Below are 16,921 nucleotides of genomic sequence, written 5' to 3' on the forward strand. Positions count from 1 at the left end.
CTCCTGCGGTCAGCGATCGGGCTCGTCGTCGCTTTCGTCGCTCTCGATGATCCGCTGATTGCGACGACTGCCCCACGGGTTTTCCAACCACCGCAGCATCGGCAGCTCCAGGCCACGGGCCGGCAATTCGGTGACGTCGCTCAGCGACCGCACCACCGCCTGGGACAAGCCCATGATGGCGGCCATCACCGGCAGCAGCGGCTGCAGTGGCTTGGCGGCCTGGCGAACCGTGCTGATCCGGCGCGCCACCAGCAGTCGCTCGATCGAGTGATACAACCAAGCGCCGACCCCGAGCGCGTAAATAGACAGCACCGACGCCACGACGGCCTGCCCGAACGCGGCGCATACCACGGCGCCCAATACCACCGTCGCCGCCAGGAAACCGGCGGCGACGACACGCAGCTCCAGCCGGTTCATGAGCTCGGGTTCTCCGTTCCCAGCGCAGCCGCCCGGACCGCCGCGGCGGCCGCCCGGATCTGCGGCGTCACCAGCATGACCTGGCCCAGGACGCCGTTGACGAAGCCCGGCGAGTCGTCGGTGGACAGCTCCTTGGCCAGCTCGACCGCCTCGTCGACGGCCACCGGCTCGGGCACGTCGTCGGCATGCAGCAGCTCCCACACCGCCACCCGCAGGATGGCGCGATCCACCGCAGGCAGCCGGTCCAGCGTCCAGCCCTGCAGATGCGCGGTGATCAGGTCGTCGATGTGGGCAAGGTGCTCGCCGACGCCGCGGGCCACCGCGACGGTGTACGGGTGCAGCGGCGCCACCTCGGGCTTGGCCTCGGCCAGTGCGGTGCGGACGTCGACCACCTCGGCTGGGCTCAGAGCCCGTGCCTCGGCTTCGAACAGCAGGTCGACCGCCCGCTTGCGGGCCTGGTGACGGCCCTTAACGGGTCTGGCCGGTTTCTCTGGCTTTGGTTTTGCATCCGGCATGGCTCAGGCGTTGACCCGGCCCAGGTAGCTGCCGTCGCGGGAATCCACCTTGAGCTTGTCGCCGGTGTTGATGAACAGCGGCACCTGGATCTGCGCGCCGGTCTCCAAGGTGGCCGGTTTGGTGCCGGCGCTGGACCGATCGCCCTGCAGGCCAGGCTCGGTGTGGGTGACCTCGAGCTCGACGGTCACCGGCAGCTCGATGTAGAGCGGCGACCCGTTGTGGAAGGCCACCTGCACCGGCAAGCCCTCCAGCAGGAACCGCGCGGCGTCGCCGACCAAGGACTCGGGCAGGGCGTGCTGCTCATAGTCCTCGCTGTCCATGAACACGAAGTCGGAGCCGTCGCGGTACAGGTAGGTGGTGTCGCGCCGGTCGACGGTGGCGGTGTCCACTTTCACTCCGGCGTTGTAGGTCTTGTCGACGACCTTGCCCGAGAGCACGTTCTTGAGCTTGGTGCGCACAAAGGCCGGACCCTTGCCGGGCTTGACGTGCTGGAACTCGGTGATGGTCCACAGCTGCCCGTCGATTACCAGGACAAGTCCGTTCTTGAAGTCAGCAGTGGTCGCCACGATCGGTCAATCTCCTACAGGATGGTTAGTGATCTCGGGAACAGGCTAGCGCCCGACGTTGGGTCCAACCTGGTTGATTCTTTGCTATCGCCCGACCTGCCAGACCTGGTGGCCGCGAATAACCCGAGCTGAGTCGACCTGTATCTCCGGCGGTGCCGGGAGGGCGGGCATCCGCTACACCTTACCTGCGCCGAGGTAGGGGACATATGGCCGAAGTCACTGCCATCGGTAAGCCGACGTCGTGCGCCGCGGAGACTCCCGGCTATGCGGACGCACCAGCGGTTTCGGTCTGCAGGAAGCGATGCCGCAGCGCTTCGAGGAGTTGATTGACCTCCTCGATATCTGCTTTCCGCTGCGCAAGTTCTTCGTCCGCAAGCTGCTCGTCACTGCCGCGTTTCGTCTCCCGCGACGGCGCAAGCTGCTCGACCAGATCGTCCTGCAGGCGGTGCAGCTCAGCTTGCAGAATGATCTCGAATAGCCGGGCCTGGGCCACCTCGGCGGGAGCTGCCGGCGTCGCCACGACCTCAGCTTCTGGGCGGACGCGGCAACCGTACGGGGGCTTCGACCGCGAGGGGCTGCTTTGGCTGGCGATCGGCCGCGCCGTCGCGTGGCCGTCGTCAAGCGCGATTCCACGTGGCGACGCTACGAGTCCCCACTGCGGACGATTAGCCATGCGAAACCCCCTCGTTGGCGTCCGCGCCTGGTTCTGCCGTGTTTCGACACCATGGCCGCCCGCCGTGCGCAATACCTGGGGGAGGTATTGCCCGGTTGTTGCTCCGTGATGCCGATCACAGGCTAAAAACAACGAGAAATGACTGTCAAGTGAACAATTCGATTGCTTGGTTCAGGACGCTTTTACCGTCGCCGCGCGCATTTCCGAATACACGATATTGTCATGCAACGTTCATTTGACAGGTCATCTATTTCTATGGTTTAGGAACGTAGGCTACGCGGCATGCGAACTGCTTACCAAGAGCAACTTTCCGAGTTATCCGCGCACTTGGGTGAGATGTGCGGCCTGGCCGGGGTTGCCATGGAACGCGCAACGCAGTCCCTGCTGCAGGCTGATCTGGTTCTGGCCGAGGCAGTGTTCACCGATCACGACCAGATCGCCAGGCTGGGTGTGCTCGTCGAGGAAAGCTCCTTCGGTCTGTTGGCGTTGCAAAAGCCGGTCGGCGGCGACCTGCGCGCCACGGTGAGTGCCATCCAGATGGTGGCGGATATCGACCGGATGGGCAGCCTTGCGATGCATGTTGCCAGGACCGCCCGCCGTCGCCATCCGCAACGCACCCTTCCGGACGAGGTCACTGGATATTTCGCCGAAATGGGCAGAGTCGCAGTTGAATTGGGCAACAGAGCCCAGGAGGTGCTGCTGACCTGCGACCCGAGGAAGGCGGCCCGGATCCGCGAAGAAGACGACGCCATGGATGAGCTGCACCGGCATTTGTTCACCGTGCTGATGGATCACGAATGGACGCATGGCGTGATGGCCGCCGTAGACGTGGCGCTGCTGGGCCGGTTCTATGAGCGCTTTGCCGACCACGCGGTCGAGGTAGCGCGACGGGTCATCTTTCGGGCGACCGGCGAGTTCTCCCAACAACCACGCAGCATGCCGACCCTTCGGCTGGCCAACGGCCGGGTAATCCGGGGCACCTCATAATCCGCTGCTGCGCGGCGCAACGGCTAGTTAATGTTCTGAACGTTTATTACTGCAGAATATGGATTCGTTCTAGCAGGTCAGCCTGGACCGATAGCTAAGTCAGAATGGACAGTTCCTTCGGGAACCGGGTCAACAATTCCGGGGCCCGCCCGTTGTTTTCGGAGTCTTTTGGCGTCCCGCCGGCCACTACCAGGGTGTCCTCGATGCGCACCCCGCCACGGCCGGGTAGGTAGACGCCGGGCTCCACGGTGACGACGGAGCCCGCAAGAAGTGTGCCGGCGGACGTCGCCCCGATTCCCGGCGCTTCGTGAATCTCCAGCCCCACGCCGTGTCCCAGACCATGGCCGAAATGCTCGCCGTACCCGGCGTCGACGATCACCTGGCGCGCCGCCTTGTCGACCTCGCGTAGGTCGGCACCCGGCCGTAGGGCCTCCCGTCCCGCCTTTTGCGCATCGGCGACCAGCTGATAGATCTCGCGCTGCCAGTTCGCGGCCGAACCCAGCACAAACGTGCGCGTCATGTCGGAGTGGTAGCCGGCGACCAGCGCGCCGAAATCGATCTTGACGAAGTCGCCGGTGGACAGCTTTCGGTCGGTGGGCCGGTGGTGCGGGATCGCCGAATTGGGTCCGGTGGCCACGATCGTCTCGAACGACACCGCGTCGGCACCGTGGTCGAGCATCAGCGCTTCCAACTCCCGGCTCACCTCGCGCTCGGTCCGGCCCGGCCGCAGACCGCCGCGCTGCACCAGGTCGGTGAGGGCGGCGTCGGCGGCCTCACAGGCCAGCCGTAGCAGTGCCAGCTCACCGGCGTCTTTGATCTCGCGCAGCGCCTCCACGGTTCCCGCGGCGCGCACCAGCTCGACGCCCGCGCCGTCCAGCTCCTTGGTCAGCGCGTCCAGACCGTCGACGGTCATCACGTGGCTCTCGAAGCCGAGCCTGCGCACTCCCTCGTCGGCGGCGCGACGGGCCAGATGACGTCCGCACGCCCGTTCGATGACGATTTCCACCCCGGACGCCTGCTCGGCGGCCTGCGTGCGGTACCGGCTGTCGGTGGCCAGCACCGGCTGCCGATCGTCGGCGAACACCAGCAACGCGCCGTTGGACCCGGTGAACCCGGATAGGTAGCGGACGTTGACCAAGTCTGTGACCAGCATCGCGTCCAGCTCTTTGGCAACGATTTGGGCTCTGAGGTTGTGTCGACGCTGAGAATGTGTCACGACCCTTGACGGTACTCGCTACGCTGTGTGCCCATGAGGAACTGGATGGTGCGCGGACTGGTGTTCGCCGGGCTGATGGTCGTTCTCCGCTTGATTCAGGCGGCGGTGATCAACGCTTGGCCCACGATGACCGGATTGATCAGTGCGCTGCTGGTCCTGTTGTACATCATCGGCGCGTCCACTTGGGGGGTGCTCGACGGCCGCGCCGACGCCCGGGCCAACCCCGACCCGGACCGCCGGGAAGACCTGGCCATGCTCTGGCTGCTGACCGGACTCGCAGCCGGCATCATCAGCGGCGCGGTGTCCTGGATCATTTCGCTTTTCTACAAAGACCTGCAGACCGGTGGGCCGATCCCCGAGCTGACGACATTCGCCGCTTTCACCGCGTTGATCATTTTCGTGCCCGCGATCATCGGCGTGGCGGTCGGCCGCTGGCTGATCGACCGGAAGGCTCCGCCGGCGCCGCACCATGACGGATCGCGCGGTCGGCCGTCCGATGGCGACGTGTTCTCCGCGGTTCGCGCCGACGAGTCGCCGACGGGCGAGATTCCCGTTCAGCGCAGCGAAGCTCAGACCGAGGCACGGACCGCCGCAGTGGCCACCGCTGAGCGTGACGCACCAACCGAGGCGCTTCCCACGCACGAGGGACGTACTCAGGAGCGTCCGACGTATGAGGGACGTACCGAGGTACTGCCGACGCATGAGGCGCGGACCGAGGCTATCGATACCCGCGGCAGCGAGTCGCCCACCCAAGAAATCCGCGTGGACCCCGACGCCACACAGCAGCGCGACAAGCGGCGCGGGAGCTGACCGTCCGCTGTGCGTTCACGGCTTTCGGTGTGAAGCCAGGGCTTTCGGTGTGAAGCCAGGGCTTTCGGTGTGAAGCCAGGGCGTCGATCCGGCGATTTTTCCGCCCGACACGCACACTCAACGCCCTGAATGCACACTCAATTCCGAATCCCGACTAGCGCGAATCGGCCGCCAGGTAGCGCAAAGCGAGCAGGTAGCCCTGGATTCCCAGCCCGGCGATCACCCCGGTGGCCACCGGACTGATGTAGGAATGCCGCCGAAACTCCTCGCGGGCATACACATTGGAGATATGCACCTCGATCAGCGGTGCCCGCAATTCGGCGCAGGCGTCGCGCAGCGCCACCGACGTGTGGGTCAAACCGCCGGCGTTCAGGATCACCGGTTCACCGGCGTCGGCGGCCCGATGAATCCACTCCAGCAGCTGGGCTTCGCTGTCACTTTGCCGCACAACAGCTTTGAGTCCGAGTGCGGCAGCCTCGGCTTCGATCGCCGCCACCAGCTGGTCGTGTGTGGTGCTGCCGTAGACCGCCGGCTCGCGCTGGCCCAGCCGGCCCAAGTTCGGGCCGTTGACGACGTTCACCGTGCTCGTCATGACGGCTCGAGTCCTGCGTATGCCGCCGCCAGCAGCGACGGGTCGGGTCCGACCAGCCGGCCCGGTTTGGCCAGACCGTCGAGAACCACGAAGCGAAGCACGCCGGCCCGGGTTTTCTTGTCTCCGGCCATGTATTCCAGCAACTCAGGCAGCGCGTCGGCGTCATAGCTGGTAGGCAGGCCGAGCGAAGTGAGGATGCTGCGATGGCGCTCGGCGGTGGCGTCGTCGAGCCGCCCGGCCAGTCGGGCCAACTCCGCGGCGAACACCAGGCCCACCGACACGGCCGCGCCATGGCGCCAGCGGTAATGCTCCCGACGCTCGATCGCGTGGGCCAAAGTGTGGCCATAGTTCAGGATTTCGCGCAGCTCCGACTCCTTCTCGTCGGCGGCGACCACTTCTGCCTTGACGACGATCGCGCGCCGGATCAGTTCCGGCAACACGTCGCCGGTCGGGTCCAACGCGGCCTGCGGGTCGGCTTCGATGAGGTCCAGGATGACCGGGTCGGCGATGAAGCCGGCCTTGACCACCTCGGCCATGCCGGCGACGATCTCGTTGTGCGGCAACGTTTCCAGTGTCGACATGTCGACCAGCACGGCGAGCGGCTGATGAAAAGCGCCGACCAGGTTCTTGCCGGCCTCGGTGTTGATACCCGTCTTGCCGCCGACGGCCGCATCGACCATGCCGAGCAACGTCGTCGGCACATGCACGATCGATACACCCCGCAGCCAAGTGGCCGCCGCGAACCCGGCGACGTCGGTGGCGGCCCCGCCGCCGAGACTGACCAGCGCGTCCTTGCGGCCAATCCCGATGCGGCCCAACACTTCCCAGATGAAGCCCACCACCGGTAGATCCTTGCCCGCCTCGGCGTCCGGAATTTCGATGCGGTGTGCGTCGACACCCTTGTCCGCCAACATGGTTCGGATGGCCTCGGCGGTCTGCGCCAGCACCGGCTGATGCAGGATCGCCACCCGATGCCGGTCCGAAAGCAGCTCTTCCAACTCGGTCATCAGACCGGTACCGATCACCACGGGATACGGCGGGTCGACGGCTACCTCAACGGTGACCGGCGCTGGGATTGCGGTCATTTGGACGCCTGTGCGGGACTCGGAGCTTTGTTGGTGCGGTTGGCGCCTTCTAGCCGCGAGATGATGTAGCGAACCACGGCGCCGGGATTGCGGCGGTTGGTGTCCACCCGGATGGTGGCCACCCGCCGGTACAGCGGAGTTCGTTGGGCCATCAGGGCGCGAAACTTCTCGGCGCGGTCGGGCCCGGCCAGCAGCGGCCGCACGGTGTTGCCGCCGGTCCGCCGAATGCCTTCGGCCGCACCGATTTCCAAGTAGACGACGGTGTGTCCGGCCAGCGCGTCGCGCACCCCGGGGGTGGTGACGGCCCCGCCACCGAGCGAGACGACACCGTCGTGCTCGGCCAGCGCCGCACGCACCACGTCTTCCTCGATGCGACGGAATTCCTGCTCTCCCTCGGTGGCGAAGATGTCGGCGATGCCGCGCCCGGTCCGCTGCTCGATCATCGCGTCGGTGTCCAGCAGGCTCACCCCGAGCGCCTTGGCCAGGCGCCGCCCGATCGTCGACTTGCCCGAGCCGGGCAGGCCGACCAGTACCGCTTTGGGTGCCATGCCGACTAGCCTCCGGACGCCCGGGCGGCCGGTGCTTCGCGGTCGGCGACGGCACGCTGGTAGGCCTGGGCATTACGGCGGGTTTCGGTCAGTGAGTCGCCGCCGAACTTCTCCAGCGCCGCGCGTGCCAAGACCAGCGCCACCATGGTTTCGACGACGACGCCGACGGCCGGCACCGCGCACACGTCGGAGCGCTGGTGGATGGCGACCGCCTCGTCGCCGGTGGCCATGTCGACGGTCGCCAACGCCCGCGGCACCGTGGAGATCGGCTTCATCGCCGCGCGTACCCGCAACGGCTGCCCGTTGGTCATGCCGCCCTCCAGGCCGCCAGCGCGGTTGGTCGAGCGGACGACGCCGTCGGGTCCGGGGTACATCTCGTCGTGGGCGCGGCTGCCGCGGCGGCGCGCGGTCTGGAAGCCGTCGCCGATCTCCACCCCCTTGATCGCCTGAATGCCCATCACGGCGCCCGCCAGCTGGCTGTCCAGGCGGTTGTCGCCGCTGGTGAACGATCCGAGCCCGACGGGCAGGCCCAGCGCCACCACCTCCACCACGCCGCCCAGCGTGTCACCGTCCTTCTTGGCGGCTTCGATTTCGGTGATCATCGACTTTTCAGCCTGTTCGGCAAAAGCCCGCACGGGACTGCCGTCGATGGCCGCGAGATCTTCCGGCCGCGGCGGCGGGCCGTCGTAGGGCTCCGACGCGCCGATGGAGATGACGTGGGACAGCACCTCGACGCCCAGTGCCTGACGCAGAAACGCCCGTGCGACGGTCCCGGCAGCGACGCGCGCGGCGGTCTCGCGGGCGCTGGCGCGCTCCAGCACCGGCCGGGCGTCGTCGAAACCGTATTTGAGCATGCCGGCGTAGTCGGCGTGACCGGGCCGCGGCCGGGTGAGCGGGGCGTTGCGGGCCAGTTCTTCCAGCACCGATGGATCGACGGGGTCGGCGGCCATCACGGTTTCCCACTTCGGCCATTCGGTGTTGCCGATCTCGATCGCGATGGGCCCGCCCAGGGTGACGCCGTGCCGGATGCCGGACAGCAGCGTCACCGCGTCACGCTCGAACGTCATCCGAGCGCCACGGCCATAGCCCAGCCGGCGGCGGGCCAGCTGGTCGGCGATGTCGGTGGAGGTGATCTCCACACCGGCGACCATGCCTTCCACGACGGCCACCAGCGCGCGGCCGTGCGACTCCCCGGCGGTGATCCAGCGCAACACCCGACCATCTTCCCATGATTGGACTCCTGAGCCTGCCATGGCTCACGTGACGGACCGACGGGCACGGACTAGCATTCGCGGATGGCTTTCCCGCGCATCGAGGGTCTGCGCGGCATGGAGCTCGGTATAGCCGGCACCCCACTGCGCACCGAGCTGGTAGACCTGGTGCTGTCCGGCGCCAAGAGGGCGACGGCCGGACTGCTACGCGAGTACGAGGTCGAGGGCGAGCAGCTTGAGCACGTCGGAGAACGGCTCGCGCTGGTCGGTCCGGACGGCTCGAGCGTCGGCGTCATCGTCATCACCCATATCGAGATAACGCCTTTCGAGAACGTCACGTGGGAGTTCGCCCAAGCCGAGGGCGAGGGTTTCACCGATCTGGAGCACTGGCGCACCGGCCACCGGGGCTACTTCAAACGGGAATATGGGCTAGACATCGAGAGCACCGAACCCATGGTCTGCCTTCGGTTCCGCCTGGAAGCCTCGGCTTGAACCCAGGGTCAGCCCAGCAACGCGCACGCCCCCGCGGTGGCGGCGCACATCGACGGCCCATGCGGCACGGCGCGCAACCCGCACAAAACCCCGCACACCGCGGTGATCAGCGGCGCGACAAGCGCCGCTAGAAACCACACCTCGACACCGAAGGACCCGGCCAGCGCGCCCAAGCCGATCGCCAGCTTGACGTCACCGGCGCCCATGCCCGTCGGCGCCAGCAGATGCACAAGCAGATATACCCCGGCCAGTGCCGCAGCCCCGGCCAGCGCGGCCCAGCCTCGACCGCCCGCCGCGCCGACCAGCAGAATCACCCCCGCGCCGGGCAGCGTCAGCCAGTTAGGCAGTCGGCGTTGCCTGAAGTCGTAGCAGCTCAACGCCACCAGCCACGCCACCACGGCCGCGATCAGCATGCCGCTGCACGCTAGAGCAATTCCTCCAACGCGCAAGTCATCGCTTCCCGCGGCGCGGGCAGCCCGGTGAACTGCTCGACTTGCGCGAACGCCTGGTGCAGCAGCATCTGCAGGCCGTTGATCACCCGGCCGCCCGCGGCGGCCACCGCGGCGGCCAGCGGGGTGGGCCACGGGTCGTAGACGGCGTCCAGCAGCACCGGAATTGTGGCAAATTTGACGGCATAGCGCGCGGCCACGTCCGCAGGGATGGTGCTCACCAATACCTCGGCGGCCGCCACCTCGTCGGCCAGCCCACCGCTGTCCAGGCCGCAGAACCGGGTGTCCGCGCCGATCCGCGTGCCCAGGTCGACCAACCGAGCAGCCTTGTCCGCATTCCGGGCCACCACGGTGATGCCGGTGACGCCGAGGTGGGCCAGCCCCACCACCGCGGCCGGTGCGGTGCCGCCCGACCCGCAAACCAGCGCATGCCCGGTCAGCGGGCCGAGCGCACCCATCACACCGTCGACGTCGGTGTTGTCGGCGCGCCAGCCGAGCGGAGTACGGACCAGGGTGTTGGCCGAGCCGACCTGTTCGGCACGTGGGGTGTGCTGGTCGGCAAACTGCAGCGCGGCGAACTTGCCCGGCATGGTCACCGAAACGCCGACCCATTCGGGCCCGAAACCGCCGACGACACTTGGCAGCTGTTCGGCAGTGCACTCGATACGGTCATAGGTCCAGTCATCGAGACCTAACGCGCGATAGGCGGCCAGATGCAGCTGCGGAGAGCGGGAATGCGCGACCGGCGAACCAAGTACCCCGGCTTTCCTAGCGCGTGCTGTCGAGGACACCGTTGCGCTTGGCCAGCTCGATGTTTGCCAGGTGTTGCTGGTAGTCCCTGGTGAACAGGGTCTTCCCCTGGGCGTCGACGGTGACGAAGTACAGCCAGTCGCCCGGCTCGGGATGCTCGGCGGCGCTCAGCGCGTCGGTACCCGGCGAGCAGATCGCGGTAGCCGGCAAGCCCTGGGACACATAGGTGTTCCAGGGCGTTCGCTGCCCGCGGTCGGCATCGGTGGTGGCCACCTCCCGGCGGTCCAGCGGGTAGTTCACGGTCGAGTCGAACTCCAGCGTGCGGTGCTCGTGCAGGCGGTTGTAGATGACCTGCGCCACCTTCGCGAAATCCTGCGGCTTGGATTCCTGCTGCACCAGCGACGCCACCACCAGGATGTCGTAGGGCGACAGGCCGAGGGAGGATGCGGTGTCCAGCAATCCGGATTTCGTGTATTCCCCGGCGCCTCCGGTGATCAGGCTGGCCAGGATCGTCGGTGCCGATGCCGAGGGATCGACGTTGAATGTTCCGGGTGCGATGAGGCCCTCGATCCGGCGATGGTCGTTGCCGAGCTCGGTCACCGGCTGGATCGCCCACACCGGCACCCCCAGCGTCGCCGGCGCGTCGCGGGCCGCTGACTTGCGCAGGTCATCCACCGACACGCAATGCCGGTCGCCGTCGAGGTCGACGCACGTGGCCCGCGAGATAAGGCTCAGGATTCCCGGGGTCACCTGGTTGGTCTTCATGTCGGTGGTGTCGTCGAGCTGGCGTCCTTCCGGGATGACCAGCCTGCCCACCCGGTTGCTCGGGTCGGTCAGCCGCGCGACGGCGCTGGCCGCCGGGATCTCGGTACGCATCCGGTAATACCCCGGCTGGATCGCGGAAATCGCGGGGTTGCCGCGCGCGGCCCGGACGAATGCCTTGACGGTGGCGACCACGCCGTGGTTGAGCAGCGTCTCACCGATCGCCGTGGTGGAATCGCCGGCCTGGATCTGGATCATGATGTCCTGCTTGCCGCTGCCGGTGTAGTCGTCGCCGGCACCGAACATCGAGTGCCACAACTTGACGCCGACCACGCCGGCCGCGACCACCACCACGACCAGCAGTGCCAGTGCGAATTGCCAGGCGAAACGGCGTCGCCGCCGTCCCCGCTCGGCCTTGATCCGCTCTACCCGGCTCATCGTCGCCCGCGGCGGCCCGACGGCTTCGGGCTCGGCGCGTTCCCCCCGCACGCTGTCAGCCATCGGCGGCATCCCGTGTCATGGCTGTGCGGCGCTGGTCGAGCCAGGACTGCAGAATCGCCACCGCGGCGGCCTGGTCGACCACCGCACGCTGGTGTTTGGCCGACACGCCGGCCGCCCGCAACGACCGCTGCGCGCTGACGGTGGTCAGTCGCTCGTCAGTCAGGCGCACCGGCGTTGGAGCAATCCGTCCGGCTAAAGCTTCGGCGAGCTCGATTGCGTCCCGTGCCGACGGCCCGGTGCGGTCGGCCAGCGTGCGCGGCAGGCCGACGATCACCTCGACGGCCTCCAGCTCGGCGGCCAACGCGGCAAGTCGGCGCAGGTGCTTGCCGGAGCGATCGCGGCGCACCGTTTCCACCGGCGTGGCCAGGATCCCGTCGGGGTCGCTGACCGCCACCCCGATACGCACACTGCCCACGTCGATGCCGAGGCGCCGTCCACGACCGGGATCAACTTCGCCAGGCCGATCGGGCAAGCGGTGCTGTGATGAGACCACTCAGCCAACCCGCGCTATTTCGGAGCGCACCGCGTCGAGCGCCGCGTCGATGCCGGTCGGGTCTTTCCCAGACCCCTGCGCCAGGTCGGCCTTGCCGCCGCCGCGACCGTCGACGGCCACGGCGAGCTGCTTGATCAGCTCGTTGGCGCGGATCCCGAGATCCTGTGCAGCCGTATTGGCTGCGACCGCGTACGGCACGTTGTCGTTATCACCCTGGGCGATCAGCGCGACGACAGCCGGATCGCTGCCCAGCCTGCCGCGGATGTCGCCGACCAGAGAACGCAGGTCCGCCGCCGTCATCCCGCCCGACATTCGCTGCGCCACTACCCGCACGTTACCGATGCGCTCCGCGCCGGCGGCGGCATTGGTGGCGGCTGCACGCGCGCTGGCCTGTCGGGCGCGCTCGAGTTCTTTCTCGGCCGCCTTGAGCCGCTCCACCAGGTTGGCCACCCGGGCCGGCACTTCTTCCGACGGCACCTTCAACGACGACGCCAGCCCCGCCATCAGCGCGCGCTCCTTGGCCAGGTGGCGGAACGACTCCAGCCCGACGTAGGCCTCCACCCGACGTACCCCGGAGCCGATGGACGATTCGCCCAGGATGGTCACCGGACCGATCTGCGCCGAGTTGTGCACATGCGTGCCGCCGCACAGCTCCAGCGAGAACGGGCCACCGATCTCAACCACCCGCACCTGGTCGGGATAGCTCTCGCCGAACAGCGCCATCGCCCCCATCGCCTTGGCCTTGTCGAGCTGTTCGGTGAATGTGTGCACCTCGAAGTCGGCTTGCACCGCTTCGTTGGTCACTTCCTCGATCTGGGTGCGCTGCTCGTCGCTCAACGGCCCCTGCCAGTTGAAGTCGAACCGCAGATAACCCGGCCGGTTCAACGAGCCGGCCTGAACGGCGTTGGGCCCCAACACTTGTCGCAACGCGGCGTGCACCATGTGGGTGCCCGAATGCCCCTGCGTCGCGCCCTTGCGCCAACCTGGGTCCACCGCGGCGACGACGGTGTCGCCTTCGACGAATTCCCCGGATTCCACGTTGACCCGGTGCGCGTGCAGGGTTTTGGCGATCTTCTGCACATCGGTGACGGCAGCCCGGGCGCTCTCGCCCGAACCCGTCCCGCTGATGGTGCCGATGTCGGCGAGCTGACCGCCGGATTCCGCGTACAGCGGGGTGCGGTCCAAGATCAGTTCCACCCGATCGGCCTCGACCGAGTCGGCGTGCGTCACCACCGGCACCCGCCTGCCGTCGAGGAAGATCCCCAAAATCATTGCCTCGGAAGTTAATTCGTCGAATCCGGTGAACTCGGTGGGGCCGGCGTCGACCAGCTCCCGATAAGCGGTCAGATCGGCGTGCGCATGCTTTCGCGCGGCGGCGTCGGCCTTGGCCCGCTGCCGTTGTTCGGCCATCAGCTCCCGGAAGCCCGCCTCGTCGACGGTCAGGCCGGCCTCGGCCGCCATCTCCAGGGTGAGCTCGATCGGGAAGCCGTAGGTGTCGTGCAGGGTGAAGGCATCCGAACCCGAAACCACCTTGGCGCCAGCAGATTTGGTACTGCCGGCGACCTCGTCGAACAGCTTGGAACCCGCGGCCAGGGTGCGGTTGAACGCGGTCTCCTCGGCGACGGCAATGCGATTGATCCGGTCGAAGTCGCTGACCAGTTCGGGGTAGGACGGGCCCATCGCGTCGCGCACGGTGGCCATCAGGTCGCCGACGATCGGGGTGTCGATCCCCAGCAGCTTGGCGCTGCGGATCACCCGGCGCAGCAGCCGACGCAGCACGTAGCCGCGACCGTCGTTGCCGGGGCTTACCCCGTCGCCGATCAGGATCGCGGCGGTACGGCTGTGATCGGCGATGATGCGGTAGCGCACGTCGTCGGCGTGGTTTCCGGCGTCATATGGCCGAGGCGCGCGTTCGGCGACCAAGTCGATCACCGGTCGCAGCAGGTCGGTCTCGTAGACGTTGTGCACGTCCTGCAGGATCAGCGCAAGACGTTCGACGCCCATCCCGGTGTCGATGTTCTTGCGCGGCAACGGCCCCAGGATCTTGTAGTCCTCTTTGGTGGTTCCCTCGCCGCGCTCGTTCTGCATGAACACCAGGTTCCACACCTCGAGGTAGCGGTCCTCGTTGACGATGGGGCCGCCCTCGGGACCGAACTCCGGCCCGCGGTCGTAGTAGATCTCCGACGACGGCCCGCACGGCCCGGGAATGCCCATGGACCAGTAGTTGTCGGCCATGCCCCGGCGCTGGATCCGCTCCGCGGGCAGGCCGGCCACCTCCTGCCACAGTGCGGCGGCCTCGTCGTCGTCGAGATAGACGGTGGCCCAGAACCTTTGCGGATCCAGCCCGTATCCCCCGTCGGCAACGGAATTGGTCAGCAGCGCCCAGGCCAATTCGATGGCCCCGCGCTTGAAGTAGTCGCCGAACGAGAAGTTGCCGGCCATCTGGAAGAAGGTGTTGTGCCGCGTGGTGATGCCCACCTCGTCGATGTCGGGCGTGCGGATGCACTTCTGGATGCTGGTGGCTGTCGCGTACGGCGGGGTGCGCTGACCCAGGAAGAACGGGACGAACTGGACCATGCCCGCGTTGACGAACAGCAGGTTGGGGTCGTCGAGGATTACCGAGGCGCTCGGCACCTCCGTGTGGCCCGCTTTCACGAAATGATCAAGGAACCGCTTCCTGATCTCGTGGGTCTGCATGTCCTTCTCTCTTGGTTCCCGGCTTTGCTCGTCACCGGATTCCAGCCTATTCGCCGGGACGTCGGAAGGCCCTCGAACAACGTTTTCGACCGTTCACAGTACCGCTGGGCCGGTGCCTAGCCTTCCACAAAGCTCAGGCGCACGGATCGGCGCGGATTGTCCCGGTTGAGGTCGACGAGAACGACGCTCTGCCAGGTGCCCAGCAGCGGCTCGCCGGCCGCGACCGGCACCGTCACCGACGGCGCGACTATCGCCGGCAGCACGTGGTCGGCACCGTGGCCGGGAGACCCGTGCGCGTGCCGATAGCGGTCGTCGCGCGGCAGCAGCCGTTCCAGGGTGTCGACCAGGTCGTCGTCGGAACCGGCGCCCGTCTCGATGATCGCGACACCGGCCGTCGCATGCGGGACGAACACGTTGCACAAGCCGTCGCTGCGCTCGGCGCAGAACGACCGCACCGCGTCGGTCAGATCGACGATGCGGCGACGTGCGGTGTCCACTTCCAGCACATCGGTATGCACCCGGTCCAGCCTACGGCGTGGCTGCTTGGAGCGGCCAATTGTGGTTAGCGCCACACCATTGCGGGCGCTGACCGGCAGGAGGAAGGTAGTGCGTGAACCGGTGGCGCCACCGGGGCGCTGCCCCGAGGAAAGAGGGGGTGGATCGTGTACGCACGCTCTACCACAATTCAGGCGCAACCCTCGTCGATCGACGCGGGAATTGCACATGTTCGCGATGACGTTATGCCCGCTCTGCAAGGAATGCCGGGCTGCATCGGGGTATCCCTTTTGGTCGACCGTCGCTCTGGCCGGTGCATCGCCACGAGCGCCTGGGAGAGCGACGAGGCCATGCGCGCCAGCGCTGAAACCGTGACGCCGATCCGGGATCGGGCCGCGGAAATGTTCGGGGGCACGGCAAACGTCGAGAACTGGGAGATCGCAGCGCTGCACCGCGACCACCGCGCGCCCGACGCTGCCGGCGTTCGGGCGACCTGGGTCAGGGTGGCGCCGGACACGATGGACCAAGGCATCGAGTACTACAAGTCGTCCGTGCTGCCCCAGCTCGAGGGTCTCGACGGCTTTTGCAGTGCGAGCCTGCTGATCGACCGCGAGTCGGGTCGCGCGGTGTCGTCGGTGAGTTTCGACAGCCTCGACGCGATGGAGCGGAACAGGGACCGGGCAACGGAACTGAAGAACTCGTCGATGCGGGAGGCGGGCGCCGAGGAACTCGACGAAAGCGAGTTCGAGCTGGCGCTGGCCCACCTGAGGGTGCCCGAGCTGGTCTGACGCTTTTGCCGCAGAAAACCGGCCGAACTTTGCGTTCGGCCGGTGCTCGTTTTGCGCATGTTTTCCCTTGCCGCAGAAAAGCCGGCGGGGCGGTTTCGGTCCCCTACTCGTCGGTATGACCTTTTGGCCCATTGCCAGGGCCAATAGGTAGGAGGAAGGTAAAGATTTACCGGTGGCGCACCGGGGCGCCGCCCGAGCGGAGAGGGCCGATCGTGTACGCACGCTCTACCACAATCCAAGCCAAGCCAGGATGCATCGACGCGGGCATAGCGCACGTCCGTGATGTCGTCATGCCGGCACTTAGCGAGATCGACGGGTGCCTTGGCTTGTCGCTGTTGGTCAACCGGGAAACCGGCAGATGCATAGCGACCAGCTCATGGGAGACCCTCGAGGCGATGCGCGACAGCGCCGAGCGCGTGTGGCCGATTCGCCAGGAAGCAGCCGAGCGGTTCGGCGGCTACCCCGCCGTCGACCAATGGCAGATCGCGGTCTTCCACCGCGACCACCGGTCGGGACCCGGGGCGTGCGTCCGCGCCACCTGGGTCAAGGCGCGGCCCGATCGGTTCGAACCGGCCATCGACTACTACCGGATGGCCATCGTGCCGGCGATCGAGGAGCTCGAGGGCTTCTGCAGCACCAGCCTGCTGATCGACACCATCTCCGCGCGCGCGGTGGTGTCGACGACGTTCGACAGCATGGAGGCGATGGACCGCAACCGCGAGCAGTCCCGTGCGTTGCGGACCGCCGAGCTGCGCAACCTGGGCGTGGACCAGTACGACGTCGAGGAGTTCGAGCTGGCGCTGGCGCACTTGCGGGTACCCGAGCTGGTCTGACACCTACGCCGAGCAGACGCAAAATCGCCCTTTTTCGGCA

20 protein-coding genes are annotated in these 16,921 nt (G+C 67.3%); 5 read left to right on the top strand and 15 right to left on the bottom strand.

Annotation, left to right across the window (positions count from 1 at the left end; all coding sequences use genetic code 11):
* Positions 1-9: 9 nt before the first annotated feature.
* From AC5Y2L_RS16705 to AC5Y2L_RS16720, 4 genes are all read right to left on the bottom strand, one after another.
* Positions 10-417 (bottom strand): antitermination protein NusB, encoded by a 408-nt coding sequence (locus AC5Y2L_RS16705; RefSeq protein ID WP_499936636.1) that lies wholly within the window; start codon positions 415-417, stop codon positions 10-12.
* Positions 414-932: a transcription antitermination factor NusB gene (gene nusB / locus AC5Y2L_RS16710; RefSeq protein ID WP_499936635.1), complete on the bottom strand. Its 519-nt coding sequence runs from the start codon at positions 930-932 to the stop codon at positions 414-416. The genes AC5Y2L_RS16705 and nusB overlap by 4 nt, the downstream gene beginning before the upstream one ends.
* A gap of 3 nt (positions 933-935) precedes the next feature.
* Positions 936-1,499 carry an elongation factor P gene (gene efp / locus AC5Y2L_RS16715; protein ID WP_499936633.1) on the bottom strand — a complete coding sequence of 188 codons (564 nt, stop codon included), beginning with the start codon at positions 1,497-1,499 and terminating at the stop codon, positions 936-938.
* A 262-nt stretch (positions 1,500-1,761) separates the two neighbouring features.
* Entirely contained in the window at positions 1,762-2,019 is a 258-nt protein-coding gene (locus tag AC5Y2L_RS16720) for a hypothetical protein (RefSeq protein ID WP_499936631.1), read from the bottom strand.
* A gap of 435 nt (positions 2,020-2,454) precedes the next feature.
* Between AC5Y2L_RS16720 and phoU the strand changes: the two genes are divergently transcribed.
* On the top strand, positions 2,455-3,159 hold the full coding sequence (gene phoU, locus AC5Y2L_RS16725) for a phosphate signaling complex protein PhoU (protein ID WP_499936629.1): 705 nt from the start codon (positions 2,455-2,457) through the stop codon (positions 3,157-3,159).
* A gap of 94 nt (positions 3,160-3,253) precedes the next feature.
* Here the strand turns inward: phoU and AC5Y2L_RS16730 are convergent, their stop codons facing one another.
* Positions 3,254-4,375, bottom strand: a complete 1,122-nt coding sequence (locus AC5Y2L_RS16730) for a M24 family metallopeptidase (protein WP_499936627.1) — start codon at positions 4,373-4,375, stop codon at positions 3,254-3,256.
* Between the two features lie 33 nt (positions 4,376-4,408).
* On the opposite strand from AC5Y2L_RS16730, the gene AC5Y2L_RS16735 reads away from it, so the two are divergent.
* Positions 4,409-5,185, top strand: a complete 777-nt coding sequence (locus AC5Y2L_RS16735; protein WP_499936625.1) for a B-4DMT family transporter — start codon at positions 4,409-4,411, stop codon at positions 5,183-5,185.
* A 154-nt stretch (positions 5,186-5,339) separates the two neighbouring features.
* Here AC5Y2L_RS16735 and aroQ read toward each other — a convergent pair whose 3' ends face one another.
* Genes aroQ through aroC form a run of 4 tightly spaced genes read right to left on the bottom strand, consistent with a single transcriptional unit; the run spans position 5,340 to position 8,624 of the window.
* Positions 5,340-5,777, bottom strand: a complete 438-nt coding sequence (aroQ, locus tag AC5Y2L_RS16740; protein WP_499936623.1) for a type II 3-dehydroquinate dehydratase — start codon at positions 5,775-5,777, stop codon at positions 5,340-5,342.
* A complete protein-coding gene (gene aroB, locus AC5Y2L_RS16745; protein WP_499936622.1) occupies positions 5,774-6,862 on the bottom strand; it encodes a 3-dehydroquinate synthase in 1,089 nt (362 codons plus the stop codon). Before aroB ends, aroQ begins: the two co-directional genes overlap by 4 nt.
* A complete protein-coding gene (locus AC5Y2L_RS16750; protein WP_499936621.1) occupies positions 6,859-7,410 on the bottom strand; it encodes a shikimate kinase in 552 nt (183 codons plus the stop codon). The genes aroB and AC5Y2L_RS16750 overlap by 4 nt, the downstream gene beginning before the upstream one ends.
* A gap of 5 nt (positions 7,411-7,415) precedes the next feature.
* Positions 7,416-8,624, bottom strand: coding sequence for a chorismate synthase (gene aroC, locus AC5Y2L_RS16755; protein WP_499936619.1), 1,209 nt, complete (start codon positions 8,622-8,624; stop codon positions 7,416-7,418).
* Between the two features lie 81 nt (positions 8,625-8,705).
* Here aroC and AC5Y2L_RS16760 point away from each other — a divergent pair, with 81 nt between their 5' ends.
* Positions 8,706-9,113, top strand: coding sequence for an ASCH domain-containing protein (locus AC5Y2L_RS16760; protein WP_499936617.1), 408 nt, complete (start codon positions 8,706-8,708; stop codon positions 9,111-9,113).
* Positions 9,114-9,121: 8 nt separating this feature from the next.
* On the opposite strand, the gene AC5Y2L_RS16765 is transcribed toward AC5Y2L_RS16760, so the two are convergent.
* From AC5Y2L_RS16765 to AC5Y2L_RS16790, 6 genes are all read right to left on the bottom strand, one after another.
* Entirely contained in the window at positions 9,122-9,526 is a 405-nt protein-coding gene (locus AC5Y2L_RS16765) for a prepilin peptidase (protein ID WP_499936616.1), read from the bottom strand.
* An 11-nt stretch (positions 9,527-9,537) separates the two neighbouring features.
* Positions 9,538-10,353, bottom strand: coding sequence for a shikimate dehydrogenase (locus AC5Y2L_RS16770; RefSeq protein WP_499936615.1), 816 nt, complete (start codon positions 10,351-10,353; stop codon positions 9,538-9,540).
* Positions 10,331-11,575, bottom strand: a complete 1,245-nt coding sequence (locus AC5Y2L_RS16775; protein WP_499936613.1) for an endolytic transglycosylase MltG — start codon at positions 11,573-11,575, stop codon at positions 10,331-10,333. The genes AC5Y2L_RS16770 and AC5Y2L_RS16775 overlap by 23 nt, the downstream gene beginning before the upstream one ends.
* Positions 11,568-12,068, bottom strand: a complete 501-nt coding sequence (gene ruvX / locus AC5Y2L_RS16780; RefSeq protein WP_499936612.1) for a Holliday junction resolvase RuvX — start codon at positions 12,066-12,068, stop codon at positions 11,568-11,570. Before ruvX ends, AC5Y2L_RS16775 begins: the two co-directional genes overlap by 8 nt.
* Complete coding sequence (alaS, locus tag AC5Y2L_RS16785) at positions 12,069-14,765, bottom strand: alanine--tRNA ligase (RefSeq protein WP_499936611.1); 2,697 nt, start codon at positions 14,763-14,765, stop codon at positions 12,069-12,071.
* A gap of 116 nt (positions 14,766-14,881) precedes the next feature.
* On the bottom strand, positions 14,882-15,271 hold the full coding sequence (locus AC5Y2L_RS16790; protein WP_499936842.1) for a secondary thiamine-phosphate synthase enzyme YjbQ: 390 nt from the start codon (positions 15,269-15,271) through the stop codon (positions 14,882-14,884).
* A 156-nt stretch (positions 15,272-15,427) separates the two neighbouring features.
* On the opposite strand from AC5Y2L_RS16790, the gene AC5Y2L_RS16795 reads away from it, so the two are divergent.
* Positions 15,428-16,048, top strand: a complete 621-nt coding sequence (locus AC5Y2L_RS16795; protein WP_499936610.1) for an antibiotic biosynthesis monooxygenase — start codon at positions 15,428-15,430, stop codon at positions 16,046-16,048.
* A gap of 212 nt (positions 16,049-16,260) precedes the next feature.
* Positions 16,261-16,881 (top strand): antibiotic biosynthesis monooxygenase, encoded by a 621-nt coding sequence (locus tag AC5Y2L_RS16800; protein ID WP_499936608.1) that lies wholly within the window; start codon positions 16,261-16,263, stop codon positions 16,879-16,881.
* Positions 16,882-16,921 lie beyond the last annotated feature (40 nt).

The organism is Mycobacterium sp. NGS66 (assembly GCF_059812225.1).